The sequence below is a fragment of the Paenibacillus sp. P32E genome, assembly GCF_001909085.1.
GTDB lineage: Bacteria > Bacillota > Bacilli > Paenibacillales > Paenibacillaceae > Paenibacillus_AQ > Paenibacillus_AQ helianthi.
Window position 1 is genome coordinate 69,402 of the sequence record NZ_LVYY01000013.1, and the last position, 17,644, is coordinate 87,045.

13 protein-coding genes are annotated in these 17,644 nt (G+C 46.9%); 6 read left to right on the forward strand and 7 right to left on the reverse strand.

The genetic code is table 11. The annotated features are described in order from the left end of the window. Positions 1–416 precede the first annotated feature (416 nt). The 6 genes from A3848_RS33420 to A3848_RS13520 form a co-directional block, all read right to left on the reverse strand. The gene (locus A3848_RS33420; protein WP_074085462.1) at positions 417–866 is read right to left on the reverse strand and encodes a CPCC family cysteine-rich protein; all 450 of its coding nucleotides are present in this window, start codon (positions 864–866) and stop codon (positions 417–419) included. Next, the gene (locus tag A3848_RS32670; protein ID WP_074085463.1) at positions 863–5,062 is read right to left on the reverse strand and encodes a hypothetical protein; all 4,200 of its coding nucleotides are present in this window, start codon (positions 5,060–5,062) and stop codon (positions 863–865) included. Before A3848_RS32670 ends, A3848_RS33420 begins: the two co-directional genes overlap by 4 nt. A 320-nt stretch (positions 5,063–5,382) precedes the next feature. Continuing rightward, positions 5,383–6,957 (reverse strand): alpha-L-rhamnosidase-related protein, encoded by a 1,575-nt coding sequence (locus A3848_RS13505; RefSeq protein ID WP_074085464.1) that lies wholly within the window; start codon positions 6,955–6,957, stop codon positions 5,383–5,385. Positions 6,958–6,994: 37 nt separating this feature from the next. Then, positions 6,995–7,891 carry a carbohydrate ABC transporter permease gene (locus A3848_RS13510; protein WP_143191991.1) on the reverse strand — a complete coding sequence of 299 codons (897 nt, stop codon included), beginning with the start codon at positions 7,889–7,891 and terminating at the stop codon, positions 6,995–6,997. Then, positions 7,888–8,769 carry a carbohydrate ABC transporter permease gene (locus A3848_RS13515; protein ID WP_074085465.1) on the reverse strand — a complete coding sequence of 294 codons (882 nt, stop codon included), beginning with the start codon at positions 8,767–8,769 and terminating at the stop codon, positions 7,888–7,890. The genes A3848_RS13510 and A3848_RS13515 overlap by 4 nt, the downstream gene beginning before the upstream one ends. A gap of 73 nt (positions 8,770–8,842) precedes the next feature. Further along, positions 8,843–10,192 carry an ABC transporter substrate-binding protein gene (locus tag A3848_RS13520; RefSeq protein ID WP_074085466.1) on the reverse strand — a complete coding sequence of 450 codons (1,350 nt, stop codon included), beginning with the start codon at positions 10,190–10,192 and terminating at the stop codon, positions 8,843–8,845. Positions 10,193–10,344: 152 nt separating this feature from the next. Here A3848_RS13520 and A3848_RS13525 point away from each other — a divergent pair, with 152 nt between their 5' ends. Next, complete coding sequence (locus tag A3848_RS13525; RefSeq protein ID WP_074085467.1) at positions 10,345–12,132, forward strand: sensor histidine kinase; 1,788 nt, start codon at positions 10,345–10,347, stop codon at positions 12,130–12,132. Positions 12,133–12,150: 18 nt separating this feature from the next. Beyond that, a complete protein-coding gene (locus tag A3848_RS13530; RefSeq protein ID WP_074085468.1) occupies positions 12,151–13,707 on the forward strand; it encodes a response regulator transcription factor in 1,557 nt (518 codons plus the stop codon). On the opposite strand, the gene A3848_RS13535 is transcribed toward A3848_RS13530, so the two are convergent. After that, a complete protein-coding gene (locus tag A3848_RS13535; protein WP_074085469.1) occupies positions 13,676–14,251 on the reverse strand; it encodes a PucR family transcriptional regulator ligand-binding domain-containing protein in 576 nt (191 codons plus the stop codon). The two genes, A3848_RS13530 and A3848_RS13535, sit on opposite strands and share 32 nt — an antisense overlap. A 155-nt stretch (positions 14,252–14,406) precedes the next feature. Between A3848_RS13535 and A3848_RS13540 the strand changes: the two genes are divergently transcribed. From A3848_RS13540 to A3848_RS13555, 4 genes are read left to right on the forward strand one after another with little or no spacing between them, the layout of a single operon-like run. Continuing rightward, a complete protein-coding gene (locus A3848_RS13540) occupies positions 14,407–15,039 on the forward strand; it encodes a TetR/AcrR family transcriptional regulator (protein WP_305953396.1) in 633 nt (210 codons plus the stop codon). 17 nt (positions 15,040–15,056) lie between these two features. Then, the gene (locus A3848_RS13545; RefSeq protein WP_074085471.1) at positions 15,057–15,941 is read left to right on the forward strand and encodes an ABC transporter ATP-binding protein; all 885 of its coding nucleotides are present in this window, start codon (positions 15,057–15,059) and stop codon (positions 15,939–15,941) included. Between the two features lie 7 nt (positions 15,942–15,948). Beyond that, complete coding sequence (locus tag A3848_RS13550; protein WP_074085472.1) at positions 15,949–16,746, forward strand: ABC transporter permease subunit; 798 nt, start codon at positions 15,949–15,951, stop codon at positions 16,744–16,746. Between the two features lie 15 nt (positions 16,747–16,761). After that, positions 16,762–17,553, forward strand: a complete 792-nt coding sequence (locus A3848_RS13555; protein WP_074085473.1) for an ABC transporter permease subunit — start codon at positions 16,762–16,764, stop codon at positions 17,551–17,553. Positions 17,554–17,644: the final 91 nt, after the last annotated feature.

A 17,644-nucleotide genomic window follows, 5' to 3' on the forward strand; every position in this document is an offset into this window, starting at 1 on the left:
AACCAGGCGATGAATTGCTTTGCTTTAGGAGGAATATTCGTATGATTACTTTCAAAAGAATTTCCACTGGCGTAACCTCCTCGTTTTTTCAAGGAGCTTAGCCACACATTTCCACCTGCTTGTCAAGTTCTATTTTTTCGTGCAAAAAGAGCGGGCTATCTTTTTGATAACCTGCTCTTTTTCTTGATTTTTGGCCCTACGCCTTAACTTAATGACATGGAGTAGTGGCGTCACCTTATTGATCTACATACCATACAGCAAAAGATAGATATGTAACTCTCAAGCTGTTTCTTTTAATTCAAGATATGACGGATTTATTCGATACTGGGTAGCCCCACCAAAAAAAGTTTAACTAATAGCTGTATATCCCCATGCAAAAGGTTACTTTGGAACATCTGCTGGATAAACATTAATCATTAATCTTTCCCATCTAGCCATTTGTTTATATAGTACTTATTAGAATTTATGCGGAGTTTATTAAGATGATCTGCTATACTTCCTTTATTGATAGACCTATAAGAATTTATGTCCATAGTTCCATCATCTTGCCACTTGCAATATGGGCAAATATCATAACCTGTTCCTTCAATCTTATCATAAAGTTCTGTTAAAGTTTTAAAACCACAACAAGGGCAAGTAAACAATTCTTCCACTTCACCAATAACTTCAACATCATATCCTGTAATAGCATAAACTATTTCTGATAAAAATCCATTACTAACACCTTGAAAATCCACCTCACTTAGTTCCATATTAATTTTTGAAGAACCTTCTTCAAAATACTTTGGCAAATCTATCTCTTTTTCAACAATATCACGTACTGAGCATATTAATTTAAAGAAATTTTCCCTGGATATATTTCTCATTCAATTAATCCCTTTCCTTTTAACATTAAGATTACAGCATCATCAGAACGACCATCCCATTTATAAAATGACTTGATTTTACCTCCTATGCCAGTCCCAACGAATATAGATTTAGTAGACGGCTCATATCTATATATAAATGCTCCATCATTCACTTGTATAATACTATCAGATTTACTAGTTCCAAATTCATAAGCCATGTTTGAGTATTCTTTTGAGGATTTTGCCCCAAATTCATCACCATGTTTTTCATAGTGCACTTTTAATTTCCCCTTACTCCATAAATCAGCTAACTTCTCTGTTGGTCGCCATAAGGATTCAGCTTGTTGATTAGGTTCACCCGTCCCCTCAGCAGCACCCTCCTTTTTCTCCAGATACTGTTCTATTGCTTTGATCACAGGCACTACAGTATTGAGATCTGAACTCGCTAATTTGTCTAGCGGTGTTGCCCCTATCTTTGTATGAAGTCCTTTAAGCTGAATTATAAGTGCGCCAATGTCTATTCCAGGATCTTCTATCTCAGATCCATCGTTTCCAGCTCCATACTCCTTTAATTTCTCTATCCGAGTCTCAAATCCCTTTATGATTACTGCTAAGGTTTGTGGATCACTAGCCATCATCACCACATGTCCGCTGCCACTCTTTTCGACCCAGAGCTTGTGGCTTTCTTTGCCGATTTTGAAATTGACCAGCAGGCCGGAGATGGCATTCTTGAGCTTGCCAGCTCCGGCCACCGCGAGGTTGACTCCGGACTTCAACAGCTGCTTGCCGAAGGCTAAAAGGCGGGAGTGAACGCCTCCCTTAACCGTGCCGAGGAAACCGCCGCTGGCTTCTTTTTTGGCAGCACCTGCTTTTCCGCCGGCTTTTTGCTCTTCTTTTTGGCCTGGGCTGTCTTTGCTGCCTCCGCCTGAGGTCCCGGACAGATTAGCCAGCAGCTTCGTGCCGTTGCCGAAGACACTACTCGCCTGCGATTCAGCTTCATCGACAAGAGACGTCGCTCCGCCGGTGGCTTCGTCGATCATCCCGCCTACCTTTTCCACAGGTCCCTGAAGCGGCTGCATCAGGCCCTGGACCGGGCCGGACGCTGCGATCTTGTTGATCAGTTTGTCCGCGAAGGGAATATGCTGGCGAATCAGGTCAACCAGCGATTGGCCTGCCACAGCTTCAATCCCCTTAAACACGGCTTTAATCAGTGCTGACGGCGGATTGGTGATGATAAAATTCAGTACCATATCCACGCCTTTGTTGGCCAGGACCGTCATGAGCTGGGCCGGTTTCCCGAGCAGCTGCACCTTTGCTTTAATCCCGCCAGCGGCTTCGGTTACCTTCTCCCGAATCCCCCTAAAAAAGCCTCCGGCTGCTTCCTTAAGCTTGTCGGCCCCCTCATTAAGGGCCTCAGCGGGATTCTTCACGACCTCCAGCGCCTGAACAGCACCGGCATATGCCATACTGAAAGGATTAAACCACGACTTGTCCGATATGTTGATAACCGGAAGAGCCTTGTTGATGGCCCCGGCAACCTTGCCTACAGTCTTTTGCAGAATCCCGAACACTCCCTCAAGGAGCTGCAGCACCTTCATCAGCCCTTTTTCCTGGCCTCCGCTTTTCGGAGCCTTGCCAGCGTCCTTGTCCTTCTCCTTATCGTCCTCCTGGCCCGTCTGCAGCGGCTGAAGTTCACCGAACAGCCCCTTGACCAGAAAACCGCCCATTCCCGACGGATTCAGGAACTGCTTCACATTCTGCACTTTGAAATTCCGCAAGGTGTTGACCACAGTCATGACCGAGTTCGCCTGGCGCAGAAGCTTAGGGAGTGTCGATGTCAGCCAGATGCCGATTTGAACCAAAATACTGCCTCCGCCTGTCGCAAAAGCGGCAGCAATTTCAGCAGAAATTTGTGCAATCTCCAGGAACTTGCCGAAATTCACTTTAAAGTCCCCGTTCAGGAATTTCCCGATTCCCGACAATATGCCGTTATACAGCGACTGGACACCGGCGAACAGCTTATCCACCGTGTTCCCCATGAAGTCCAGGGCGGTACTGACCCCCTTCTTCAGGAGGCTTGCGGCAGCATTGACGGCTTGAACCGCCTTATTCACCGCACGGTCGATCCAGCCGTTGATCTTCTTGGCAATGCCTGGAAAACGGGCGAATATTTTATTGGCTAAGCCCTTCAGCACGTTCCCGAAACCTTTAATGGCGCTGACAATCAGCTTTCGGCCTGCTTCAATCAGCCCCACAACGGCTTGCTTGGCTTTATCAAAAATGGTTTTGACTGCCTTCCGCAGCTGGGTGAAGAGGAAGTTCATGCCTTTTTGAATGGCTTCCCCGGCCTGCCTTCCTTTTTCCTTGATCCATTCCCAGGGGTTTTTAGCTTTTTTCTTTGTTTGCTCGCCTTCGTTTTCACCTTCCTTTTGCTTCTCCTCTGCCTGGGTCTTCGTGGTCTTATATTCCTGCCGGGATTCGCTTTCGGCTTCGGACAGCTTTTTCTTGACCTCGCCTTCCTTCTCATCCTTGATCCCGCTAATCTCCTTGTTCTTCTCTGCTGCGGCTGTACCCGCTTCACGGTCAAACTCCCCGCTGGTGGCCTTGATCTCTTCCTGCCACTGGCTTCGGTACCCAGAGACCTCTGCTTTGACTGCAGCCTGTTCGCTTCGCTGCTTCTCTGAAGCTTCAGTTTTCAGCCGTTCCACTTCGGCCTTTGTATCACTTTTGGCAGTTGTGAGTCCGCTGTCAAACGGTTCCTTCCCTTTTTGATACTCCGCCTGGCTATTCTCCATATAGGTCTGAAGCGGGCCATCCAGCTGAGGGTTGAGGTAGCCGGCAACATCGGGCGGGATCACACCAGTGGATTTCAATTGAAAAGCTGGCGGAGCCACGGAGCGGATTGCAAGCCCGGATTTGAGGATGGCATCGTCCGGCTTGGGTAGGATCCGGTCCTCTCCGAAATCCTGCCGGGTCTGCTCCAGCTCGGAGTCCTGTACAGTCTGCATATGCTGCGTGGCCTCTGCCTGATGGCTCTCCACCTGAGAGGGGTCCGCTTCACCCGTCAGACCAATCTCCGGCGGAGTTGCTGCAAATCGGCTTGCTTCCGCCATAATCTGGTCAGGATCTGCCTCCTCCGGGCTTTGGGGAAAGCTAACCATCCCTGTCGAGGTATCCCCGCCTTTTTTCCCGCTCTGAAAAACGGGCAGTTCGGAAGCGGGCACCGGACCGGCCGCTGCCTGCTTCGGGGAATCAGCAGCTTCAGTATCCTTGCCGGGTGCGATTCCGGTTGGTGTCGGAATTGCAGGCAGCGCCTTCTCGGCCTGCTGACGTTGCTGCTCTAACGCTCCCCCCGAGACATTCACCGCTTGAGTGTAAGCCTCCACGATTTCTGACGGAGCAATGCTGCCAAGCTGCTGGATCACACTGCCCGGATTATCTCCTTTAATATTTACAACAGGAGCTTTTGCTGGTGCCTTTCTGGCTTGCAGCGGCAGGTTAGCAGACAGCGGACCAGAAGCAGCAGACTTAGGCCGGGCCGGAGCTGGCTTGGCTGCGGTCTTTCCATCCGGCTTGGTTTCTTGCTTCGCACCTGACTTGGCTTCCGCCTTTGCTCCTGCTTTGCCTTCTGGCTTTGCACCTGACTTGGCCTCCGCCTGAGCTTCCAATTTACCTTTTAACGTGGCATCTGCGCTTGCCTCCGCTTTTGTGAGTGGCGATAGCTTACCTTCAACACCCTTTTTAAATTCTGTTGCATTCCTGTTGTCTTTTTCAGTTTTTGGGCTGGTCTTTTCAGCCTTTTCAGGCTTTGCAGCTTGTGCTGAAACAGGCTGGGCCGAAACCTCTGACTGATGTGTTGACGGTGACGCTTGCTGTATTGAAGAGTCTCGTGAAGCGGCAGGTAAGTTCTGAGATTCTTTCGGTGTTGTATCCGAGGTTATGTCCGTTGCCTCTGCCTTTCCCTTGTTCCGCTTGCCTTGGTCAAGCAGCATAAGAGCGCTCCGAAGGCCAATGACACCCGTGAGCATAGCGAACTCACCGGAAGTTACCGTTTCCGGGGCGGTTAAGAGGCGGTTGGTTAGCCGTTTGAGCTCAAGCGGGGTTCGTATTTGCGGCTTCAATGCCGCTTTGTCAGCGAGTGGAGCTTGTGCAGAACTCTTTTTTATCTCAGTCTGCTGCTCTGCTGGCTTCTGTACAACAATCTTGCTTGACATAGAGGGTCACTCCCTGAATATTCCGTATACAAGTAATGGTAATTTCAGGAGTTGATTTACAGCTTTTTTTAAAAAATTTTCTTAATAAAACGGCTACACCGTCCTTCACTGGACAATGTAACCGTTTTAGACTTCAGCTCTTAAATTATCAAAGAAGCCGCTTCTCAGCGGCTTGAATTGAATGTAATTTTATATATTTCCAACCTTTATTCTGCCGGCAAATGCGGTAGATGCACCCAAAAAACCCCCGCCCAGAGCTTGTGATAGACAAGCAATGAACAGGGGCTTTTATAATCAAAACCATGATTTCCTTTTTGCTTTTACAAATGATATTTACGGATGAAATAAGACGGTGTGCAGCTCCAGGCATGACAATAGCTGTTAATTAAGTAACTTCCATAAGGAGAGAAATTTTTGTTCTCCGGATCGTACAGCTCCCAGAAGGTATCAGCTCCGTCTTTAACCATCTGTCCCCAATATTTTTTGATCTCCAGCGTTGCTCTTTCCCGCTCGCCCACCTGGATCAAGGCCTCAATCAAGTGATGCATCATATAAGGAGTAGACAAGGATAAACCGGGTTTCTCCTCGAGCAGACGCACAAGCAGCTCTTTCCCTTTCGCTTCATCTATTACACCGGCCAGTATCATCCAGATTTGCGAGGCCCAGGAGATTTGCTGTTGTTCTCCGCTCACGAAGTAGTGCAGTTTATCACTCCACAGAAATTGCAATGCTGCCGCTGTGAGCTGTTCAATTCTCAACTGCAGGAACTCCTGATTGTGATCCTCCAGTATTGTCGCAAGCTGCAATGCAGACTTCATATTATAGATTAGAATCGCCTGGGCGGAGGCTACTTTACTTAATTGATCCTTCCAATCAATAAATGCCCACCACGAGTTATCGTCTTGTACGATATCACGCGTATCCAACCGTTCCAGCGACAATTCGATCTGCCGAAATGCGGTTGGCCACAGCTCACGAAGCGTGTCCATATCCTGCGTAGCTTCATAATAGTCACTCAGCGAAGCAACAAAAAAGAGCGAATAGTCGAACAGATACGTATCATCGGGAATGACCACAGGCTTCATGAACAGGTTAGCCGAAATCAGCCCTTTATCCGTTGGATACGCGGCAAAAAGATACAGGCAGCGTTTGACCAAATCGTAATTTTTGAATGTTTCGTAATTGGCGAGCGCCTGCAGCCGCAGATCACCAAGCCAAAGTCTGCGGTCCCGCTTGGGACCATCTTCAAAAACCTCTTGCATGCAGTCTTCCAACGTTTTGATGCTGACCTCGTCAATCCGCGCAAGCTCCCCGTCTGGATGCTTCAGCGGAACAATCATTTCAGTTGAGGCCGAAGTGACGGTTGTACAGGAGACATCATCGAAGGTCACCTTGTACTTCACGGAGGTGTCCAGTACCTGAAGTTTCAAATACCTGAAGCTATAACGGCGTTCCATATGCAGTGTGTGAGGCAATACATCCAAATGATAGGTTTCCTCCTGCAGCCAGGAACGGCTTAACCAGCCCTTGTATTCGGCAAAGGATTCCCCCATTTCAACCGGCATTTCTCCCAGGGTAACCTTTAAAAAAAGCGGCGCATCAGGCGGACTTCCATCCGGCCCAATATGAAGCGACAACTTGCCCACCAGGTGTTTGCCGAAATCCAAAATGACCTCATCCCCTTTTCCAAGGGCAAGCGAAGGCAGTTCATCGGCCGATTGTACAACCTCAGTTCTCCAGCCATGAACAGCTTCCTCAGAGGCTATGACTTTAATCAAATGCTGCGGACGGCAAACCTCATAGAATAATTCAGGAATAAGCCGCTCTGCCGTTGCGGCAAAAGCTTCATTCTTCTTTATGTTCACTGCTACACTCTGTTGAATAGCTTGGGACATCATCCAACCTCCTAATCTAGATTTATCACTAAGCAGATCAACCCTTTACCGAACCAACGGTAAGCCCGCCCACGAAATATTTTTGCAGGAAGGTAAATGCGATGAGCAGCGGCAGCGCGCACAAGATGCAGGCGGCGAACAGCACGTTCCACTGTGTAGGGTTCTGCTGGTCACCCATGAAACCGAGCATTGCCAGCGGCAGCGGTGATTGCGAAGCTTTGGTAATGAAGATCATATTAAAGAAGTAGTCATTCCAGATCCATACGCCCTGCGTAATAATAACCGATACAGTAACCGGAATCAGCAGTGGAAATACGACTTTCCAGAACCGGTAAAACAGTCCGGCCCCGTCGATATGCGCAGCTTCTTCCACTTCCTCCGGTACTCCGCTGCGGATAAACCCGGTATACAGGAAGGTGGAGAATGGCAGGCTGCACGTAATGAACATCAGAATGGGTGTATATTGCGTGCTCGGAATATGCAGGCTGTTCAACATTTGCACAATCGGAATCAGAACCATTTGACCGGGAACCACAAGTCCCGAAAGAAAGAACAGATAGAGAAACTGACTGGTTCTGCTCTTGATCCGGGCCATCGGGTAGGCAGCCATCGAAGCAATCAGTACTACGACGATCACGGAAATGCCGGTCAGGACTAGACTGTTCATAAAGGCCTGCGAAAAATGCATCCGTTCAAAAGCGGAGCGGTAACTGGACAGCGAGAATTCATTGAACAAGTTGACAGGATTGCTCATATTGTCCGGGGAACGCAGCGAGGTGGACAACGCGATAACCAGCGGAATCAGATTGAGCACCATTACGGCAATAACCAGCAGTTGAACCAGTGCCTTTTTCCCTAAGGTCCGGCCGCTTGGCCGTCTCACCTCTTCCCGCTTCGGATCGGATGCAAACATATTTTTGGTTACCGACGTCATGCCGACACCTCCCGTTTGTTCATATTGAGCACGAAGATTCCTGTGATTACCATAATAAATAAGAAGGACAGGATGCCAAGCGCAGAGGCTTTGCCGAACATTTGCTCCGTGAAGGCCATTTTATAAATTGAGAAAATTAGGGTGTTAGTCGAAGTTCCGGGACCGCCGCTGGTCATAATGAAAGGGAAGTCAAAGGCTTTCAGACCATTGATTAAGCTAAGTGTAATATTGATCGTCACCGAAGTGGCAAGCAGCGGAAGCTTGATATTTCTCAATAGACGCCACGGGCCGCAGCCGTCAATTTCACCCGCTTCCAGCAAATCCTTGGGAACGGTCTGCAGACCGGCCAGAAAGATAATCATGGTCGTGCCAATATTCTTCCAGATTTCCACAAAGATAATCGAGTACAAGGCGGTGGAATAATTGCCGAGAAAATTGATATTTTCAGTATTAAAGCCTATCTTCGACAAAAGGGTTGTAATCATTCCGGTATCAGGCATGTACACATAACTCCAGATAAAACCTACGACAATTGCACTGAACAAGGTTGGGATATAAGAGATAGAGCGGTAAAAACCTTTTCCGCGAATATTCATATTGAGCATCAAAGCAAGTCCTAATCCAATCAAGTTGCCTAAGCCGACACTGATAACTGTATACAATATAGTGTGCCACAGCGAGGTTCCGAGTGTTCCGCTTGCGAACAAGTCTTTAAAGTTGTCCAAGCCGATATAATTAAAATCCGTGGAAAACCCGTTATAGTCGGTAACACTGTATTGAAACAGCTTCAGAATCGGAAAGATCCAGAATATCAGGTAAAATACCAAAGCAGGGATGGCAAAAAAGTACATCGTTTTTTTCATTACAGTCCGGTTCATTTCTCTCATCTCCCTTTTAATCCCGGATGCACCGGCCATTACTTATGGCCGGTGATCCTTTAAAGTTGTATGTCTATTTCTTGCTCTTTGCCAATTCCTTATACTTTTTGTCCATTGCCGCAGTCACTTCCTCCGGCGTCGTCTTCTGTCCGCCGATAATGTTGGCAAACTTCGCTTCCATTTCTTCAGCGACGCCCGTCATCCACATCTGATTGGGGAAATAAACGGAATTTCCGTTGTTGTTGTAATCGTCGAATACCGGTTTGAACAGTTCATGATTGAGCGGAACATCTTTGTATACACTGATGGAAGTATTGGACTTCACCCACTCCTTGAACAAGTCGGATTGACCATCGTACCAGTAATTCAAAATCTCCTTGGCCACATCCATGTTCTCCGATTTGGCATTAACGGCGTAACCGGCGGATGTAGCCGCAGCAATATAAGTAGGCTTGCCGGCATCGTTAGCCGGAAGCGCGAAGAACCCGCGTGTGAACTCAGATGCGCCTTTAGCCGTCAGTGTCGGATAATCCCAGGTTCCGTCAAACACCATTGCAGCTTTGCCGTCAATAAAATTTTGGGCTGCTTGAGCGCTTCCTAGTCCAAGTGAGTTTTTAATGACATATCCCTTATCATAAAGCTCCTTGAACATGGAAACCGTCTTCACCCATTTAGGGTCAGTCAGTGAAGTCTCTCCGGTTTGCAGCTTGGTGTCAAACTCTTTGTCATCCGGGTATACGGTATTCGCCGCAATTTGATACATCCCGAATTGAATAAAGAAAGGGTCTTTATCCCCGAGGACGATTGGCGTAATACCCGCATCCTTCAGCTTCTGACAGGCTTCGAGGAAGGACGGCCAATCCTTGGGCTGCTCGGTAATCCCTGCCTGCTTGAACAACTCCTGATTATAGTAAACCCCAAGCATATCCATACCCGATGGAATCGCATACTGTTTCCCTTCATACGCCATGTCTTCCTTCGCGCCGGTGCTGATATTGTCCAGGAAGGTCAGGTCAGACAGATCAGCGGTAAAACCTGCTTTCGCCATATCGTTCACAGCAAGCGATGCATTTCTCGGGAACACAAGGAAGATGTCGGGTCCTTGTCCTGCCGCCAGCTTCGTACGTACAGAGGTAATATACTGCTCATCCGGGTATTTTGAAGTTTCCAGCGTTACATTCGGGAATTTTTCCTTAACCAGCTTAGGAAGAATGTCTAATACAAAATCCTGACCGTCCGGTGCCTTAGTCCCTGACATCATTAAAGTAATCGTTACCGGTTTAGCGCTGGAACCGCCTGTATCCGCTGTGTTGCCGTTTGAAGCAGCCGGCTCGTTGTTAGAACTGGAACCGCAGCCGCCAAGAAGTGACGCAGATAAAATCAAAGCGGTGAGACCGGCCCAAAGTGATTTTCTAGCTTTCATAGATTAAGACCCCTCTTTCGTTTCCGTTTATAAAGTGCACTACTGTTTACGCTTTCATTTTACTATCAGAGGAGGTATACTTACTTTGGTCATTTGAGTGCACTATTTTTAGATTGCATTCATTAACGTTTTCAGCGGAAGGAAGAATTGGATTGCGATTCTTTAATATCAAAACCAAACTGTTTCTGGTGCTGCTTGCCGTTTCCCTTATCCCGATTATTGTAATTGCTATTAGCTCCTACCGGAGTTATACCGAACTAGTGAATAAGCAGACCTCCTTAGTGGCAGCGACAACCATTGGAAATGCGGTCGAGAGCATTGAGGGCGTCCTGCAAAATATTGAGCGGATCTCGATCACCTTCCAGCAGCAATCCTCCAGTTCAACGGAGTATAGAACCGTCAGTGACGAATTGAAGCAGCTCCAGGCGACAAATGACTCTTTCGAAATCTATACGATCCGCAACAAGCTGAAGCTGATTTTTCAGAATGTGCTGCTGGGTTACGACTATATCAATGGTGTGTACCTCTTTACGCCGGATGGTAAATTTATCAGTTATGGTTCGGTAAGCGACCTCAAGGCAGATTATAATCCGCTGCAAGACACCTGGTACCAGAAGACGCTGGCTAAACAAGGGGAGCTCTACATCGGGGATAATAAAATAAAGCCTTACTTCATCAATGCCAAACCCTCTATTTCCTTCTCTCGTGCAGTTTACGATATGAACACGGGGGAATTTCTTGGCGTCTTTATGCTGGATTGCAGTCTGGACATTTTCAGCGGATTGAACCGCAATCTGGCAACGAACCTGTCTAACATTTATCTGGTGAATGAGGACGGGACACTCCTCTTTGAAGGGTCCCAGAATCCTGCGGGTTCTACGCTGCCTGCCGAACTGTGGACCAAGGCCCAAAACATGAACGGCGACCAAGCAAAATACTATAATTCCGATGATATAACGGTAATACAAGCCTTCCCCAGCAACGGCTGGAAAGTCATTGCCAATCTTTCGACCTCCAAGCTGTATAAGGAATACGGCATTTCACAGAAGCTGATTATTTATATTTCCGCCACCTGCGGTGTGCTATTCCTGATCCTTTCCATTCTTCTGTCCGTATGGATTACACGGCCTATTATCGAGCTCAGCCGTACCATGCGCAAAAATAAATCGCAAAAATTCATTCCCTCCAAAGCCAAATACAAACGAAACGATGAGATCGGCATTCTGTACACGGAATATGACAAGATGATGCAGGACATCGACCTGTACATCCGGGAGAGCTACCAGAACCGTATCCTGACCCTGGATTCGCAGATGAAGGCACTGGAAGCGCAGATCAATTCACATTTTTTGTACAATACGCTTGAGTCCATTAACAGTATAGCCGAGATTGAAGAAGTGGAAAGCATCGCTATTATGACCAAAGCACTTGGCGATATGTTCCGGTACAGTATCAAGACGGAAAGCGAGCTGGTCCCGGCCTCTGAGGAATTGCAGCATGTGGACAATTATATGGCAATCCAGCAAATCCGGTACGGAGACAAAATCTCTTTTCACAAGACAATTGACGAGCGGGTGCAAAGCAGTAAAATCCTGAAGCTCATTTTGCAACCGCTGGTGGAGAATGCGCTCTATCACGGACTTGAAAATAAAAAAGGTAAAGGCAGCATTACCGTGAACGGCTGTAGAGAAGGACACGATTTGGTGTTTGAAATTATCGACGACGGGATCGGCATGACGACAGCCCAAGTTACCGAGATTCAAGCCCTGCTGGCCGAACCCCCGGAATTTGGCGGCTTTGGACAAAGAAATAAACGGAGCATCGGGATTAAAAACGTCCATTCGCGGATTGTGCTGTACTACGGTCCCGGATATGGACTTACCTTTGAGAGTCTGGAAGGCTTGGGTACCACAGTGAAAATCACCATCCCGGCAAATTAAAGAAAAGGACGGATCCAAATGCATACTTTTATTGTGATCGACGATGAATACCTCGTTCGAAAAGGGCTAATCAAGAAGATCCAGTCCTTTGAACAGGAGCTCGTCCTGCTCGGGGAGGCAGAGAACGGAGAGGATGCGCTGGAGCTCATCGAGCAAACTGATCCTGACCTGATTCTGACCGATATGCGGATGCCGGTGATGGATGGCAAATCCTTGCTGCGGGTCATGCAGGAGAGATATCCTCTTAAAAAGATCATTGTCATCAGCGGACATTCCGATTTTGAATACATGCAGGAGGCGATCTCCGCCAGAGTAGTCAGTTATGTACTCAAGCCGTTCAGCCGCGAAGAAATCCATCAAGCGCTGCGCAAAGCCATTGATTCGTTAGCATCGGAACGTGCCGCCAAGCAACAGGCTGCATTATCCAAAAGTGAAAATGAAGCCATGATTCGCCAATTGGATCAGCAAAAACTGCTGCATCTCATCTTGGATGAGCAAACAGGCAAACCTGTTTCTTTTCATTCTGAACAGATGAACCGTTTCGGGGCTGCAAGTTTCTATGTTCTGCTGACCGTATATAGTTCCACGCAGATCAATCCGGATCTATTTGAAGGTGGCGTTCATGAAGATTACATTTCAGTTCCGCACCCTGTGAACGAACATTTGTTATTCGTGGTATTCGCTTCTTATGAGCGGGTTTCCTATAAAGGAATGGACGCTAGCTTCGCGATTCAGTCCGCCGATAGATTTTTCGAGCCGCTTTGTGCCATTCCCTATAATAAAGTATTTGCGGGGCTCAGCGCTGCTAAGTCCAATATGGCCGAACTGTATCAGGCGCAGAAGGAATGCTTAAGCGCAATGAACAGCAAGGGGATCATGGATTATGGCTCCATATTCGTTTACAACGCCGAAGACTGTCCTTCGGAAATGCCTTTATGGAATAAAACCGGGGACTTGATGTTCTATTTGGAAGCCGGACATTCCTCTAAGGTTAGGGAAAGTGTCGTCGATTTCATTACTTTTTATATGCAACTGCCGAGTGCCACACTATTCCAGCTCAAACACCAATGCCAGGAACTGGCTGCGGAAATCAAACAATTACTCGGATTACGTCTTCCGGCTACTACCTATCAAACGACTTCTTCCAGCATGGAGGCTGTACTTAATACATCATTTGACCCGGAGGAAATCCGGCAGTATTTCATGGCTGTGCTGCCAGACTTGGCGGAACTGCTTAAAGACAGCACACCTTATTCTTCACCGAATGTAATCGATAACGTGAAAGTTTATATTCACAGAAACTATTTGCAGGATCTGACCTTGGAGAAGGTTTCCTCTTTATTTTTTATGAACTCCAGTTATTTAAGCTTTTTGTTCAAGGAGAAGACCGGGGAGAATTTCACGGATTTCATCAACAAACTGCGGATTGAACACGCCAAAACTTTGTTAAAAACTACGGATGATAAAGTATATATCATTGCCGGCGCGCTTGGTTTTGACAATGAGAAATATTTCTTCCGTCTGTTTAAAAAGAGCACCGGTCTCACACCGGAAGCTTACCGAAACCAGCCTTGAGCGCATATGTTACCAACCTTTGTTCAGCATACAATGCAGTCGCCGCAAACCCAAAAAAACTTCTGTTCAACGCGTTGTGATAAAACAAGCGGTGAACAGAAGTTTTTTTGCGCTGGGCAGTTGAGGGTGTACTAGTCCCTGCTGCATATATCAACGAATGGTCCCATTCCATATTCATCCGGTCCAAATAACCGCTCAGGTCGATGCCGTAGTATCCTGCCTTGCTCACCCATTCGTGAACGGACTCCGCATCCCCGAAGCACAGCCGCTCAAGCAAATGTTCAGTGATAGAAGTCCTGCTCTCCTCTTCTAATATTTTGCTGGAAATCTCTTTGGTGATTTCAACGATAATGGATTCGCGGGGAAGCTCGAACACTGGCATCCGCAAATTGTCCGCATACGGCTTCAGGTACTGTATCACTTCGGATGTCATCTCGTCATTGGCCAGAAAAATAATGCCGGAGGTATTTTTTTCGGCGGCTTCCTTGAGCAGCTCGACAAGACTGTCCACATCGCACCTTAATCCCAGACCACCAAAAAACAACAGCTCCCCGCAAAAAAGATCTAAGGGGTTAAGGAAAATGCTTTAGATTTTCAGTATTGACCAATGCGGTCAAGAGAATTACAATCAATTTGACCGCATTGGTCAATATCATTGGAATGATCGATGCTTATGGTTAATATAGTGATACCCCTGAGGTGATACCATTGTTCTCCAAGTTTCTAAATCTAAGTAAGGATAAGCAGGACCGCATCATAAATGCCGCCTTACGAGAATTCGCGCTTAAAGGGTACCAGAATGCCTCCACCAATGAAATCGTGAAGCAGGCGGGAATCTCCAAAGGTCTGCTGTTCCATTATTTTAATAATAAGAAGGACCTGTACTTATTTTTGTTTGATTATTTTATAGAAATGCTAATGGAGGAAATACACGCACACATCGATTGGGATCAGCGTGATATTTTTATCAAATACAGGAATGTGGCAATCCTTAAATTTGGATTATTTCAGAAATACCCGAATGCCTTTGAATTCATAAAAAGAGTGTATCCTGAGGATTCCAGTGAGGTGAAGCCCGATTTAGAGAACCGGAAAAAAGAGTTTTTGAACAAGGGCTATAAAGATTTGTTCGGTGATATTGACCTCACCCCGTTCAAAGAGGGAATCGATATCGAAAAAGCGGTAAACATTATCTATTGGACTATGGAAGGGTTCGCCTACCGATTGCAGGCGCAGACGGCTTCAGTACCTGTGAGTCAAATTCAGCTAGAGGATATCATTGCCGAGCTCGACGTCTACAGTGAGATGCTTAGACATTCTTTTTATCAATAGTTCCGGGAGGTTCTGCCATGAATGTGATTGAAATTAATCATCTGACCAAAACGTACGGTAAGTCCAGAGGCATCACGGATATCAGCTTTAATGTAGAAGAGGGGGAGATATTCGGATTCATCGGGCCAAACGGTGCGGGAAAATCGACTACGATCCGAACCTTGCTGTCCCTGATTTACCCGACTAGCGGCAACGCCAAGATTTTCGGCAAGGATTGCATTGAATTCGCTCCTGACATCAAAAAGGAAATCGGGTATCTGCCTTCGGAAGTCTTTTATTATGACAATATGAAGGTGTTCGATCTCTTGAAGTATTCGGCCAGCTTCTACAAAAAGGACTGTACGAAACGAATCAAGGAATTGGCGGAAATCATGGACCTTGACTTGACGAAGAAAATTGATGATTTGTCGCTCGGCAACAAAAAAAAGGTGGGGATTGTCCAAGGGCTGCTCCACGAGCCCAAGCTGATCATCCTGGATGAGCCTACCAGCGGCCTGGACCCGCTTATGCAGCAGAAATTCTTTGAACTGCTGGAAACGGAGAACCAAAAAGGCGCAACGGTTTTATTCTCATCCCATATTCTCAGTGAAGTTCAAAGACTCTGTAGCCGCGTTGCGATCATCAAAGAAGGGGCTATCGTTACGGTCGAAAAGATCAGCACCTTACAGGAAAACAACTATAAAAAATTCAAAATCCACACGAAAACAGCACTCGATAAGGAGTACTTCGATCTGCCGGGCGTCAGTCAATTAGAGGTTAAGGATCACCTGGTTCACTTTCTGTTCCGGGGCAACCTCAATGGGGTGCTCCAAAAAATAGCAGAAACGGACATCACCAATGTATGGATCGAGGAGCCGGATCTGGAGGAGATCTTTATGCACTACTATGTAAAGGAGGATTAGAGCACTGATGAATATTTTCCTGCACGAACTGAAGGCTTACCGGAAATCCACGATCATCTGGTTACTTTCTTTAATCGCAATCATGGTGCTGTTCATGTCCCTATTCCCTTCTTTCCACAAAGATGCCGGGGAATTCACGAAGCTGCTTGAAGGCTATCCCGAATCATTAAGAAAAGCAATCGGGCTCGATTTGAACAATCTCTTTACGATTATGGGCTTCTATACGTATTCTTTGACGTTCATCGTTCTGGTCGGAGCCATCCAGGCTATGAATCTGGGCACTTCGATTGTATCTAAAGAAGTCCGGGAGAAAACAGCGGATTTCCTGTTAACCAAGCCGGTTACACGTACAACGGTTATTACGGCGAAGCTGATGGCAGCATTCGTGTCCTTAGTCATTACCAATATTATTTATGGAGCGGCGGCCTATGGGATGGCTTCACAGGTGAAGGTGGAGGATTATAGCTTGAAGATGTTTCTCCTGCTCAGCTTAAGCATCTTGTGGGTTCAGCTACTCTTTCTGGCCATCGGAATCGTGATGTCGGTCATGATCCGCAAGATCAAATCGGTGCTGACGGTTTCACTGGCTACAGTCTTTTCCTTTTACTTTATCGGGATGATCGGAGCAACAACCGGGGATGCCAGCCTGCGCTACCTGTCCCCCTTTAAATATTTTGATCCGTCCGAAATCCTAAAACATTCAGGATACGAGCTCTCCTATGTAATCACCGGGGCCGTTATTATTGGGATTGCCATCTCAGCCAGCTACTACGTGTATGCCAAAAAAGATATTCATGCGGTGTAAAAGGGGGGATCATTTGTGAATATATTTTGGAGAGAAATGAAATCGTACCGGAAATCTTTAATCTTCTGGAGCATCGGTGTGTTCCTCATGGTAGCCTCCGGCATGGGTAAATACGCGGGGTTATCCGCCTCCGGACAGTCCATGGGCCAGATGATGGCGGACATGCCCAAATCACTGCAGGCGATATTAGGGATTGGAAACCTGGATCTGAATACAGCCAGCGGATATTACGGAATGTTATTCGTCTATTTGCTATTGATGGCCACGATTCATGCCGCCATGCTGGGGGCGAATATCATCTCTAAGGAAGAGCGGGATAAAACCTCGGAATTTCTATTTGTTAAGCCGGTTTCCAGACATCACATCATCACCTCCAAATTATTGGCAGCCTTAGTCAATATCATTATATTTAATCTGGTTACTTTATGGGCTTCTCTACTTATTGTAGGAAAGTACAGCAAGGGGGAGCCCGTTGCTGGGGATATCACCATGACCATGCTTGCCATGTTTATTCTACAGCTCCTGTTCATGTCCATCGGAACGGCAACTGCAGCTGTGCAAAAAAAATCCAAGGCCGCCGCATCCCTTGCCACAGGAATTCTTTTGCTCACCTTTGTATTGTCGATTGCGATCGACTTGAACGACAGGCTTGCAAGCCTGAAATACATCACACCGTTTAAGTATTTTGAAGCCAAAAATGTGATGTATGGCGGAGGATTGGATGTCGTTTTCGTGCTTCTGTCGGCAGCGCTCATTGTGGTGCTTGTCGCCGTGACTTATGTTTTTTTCAATAAAAGGGATTTGTAGAAATACAACTTGAGCCATTTCACGGCACACGAATAAGCGGAGGCCACCAAGGCCTCCGCTCTGTGTACATCCTATCCGATTGCTGACTTTT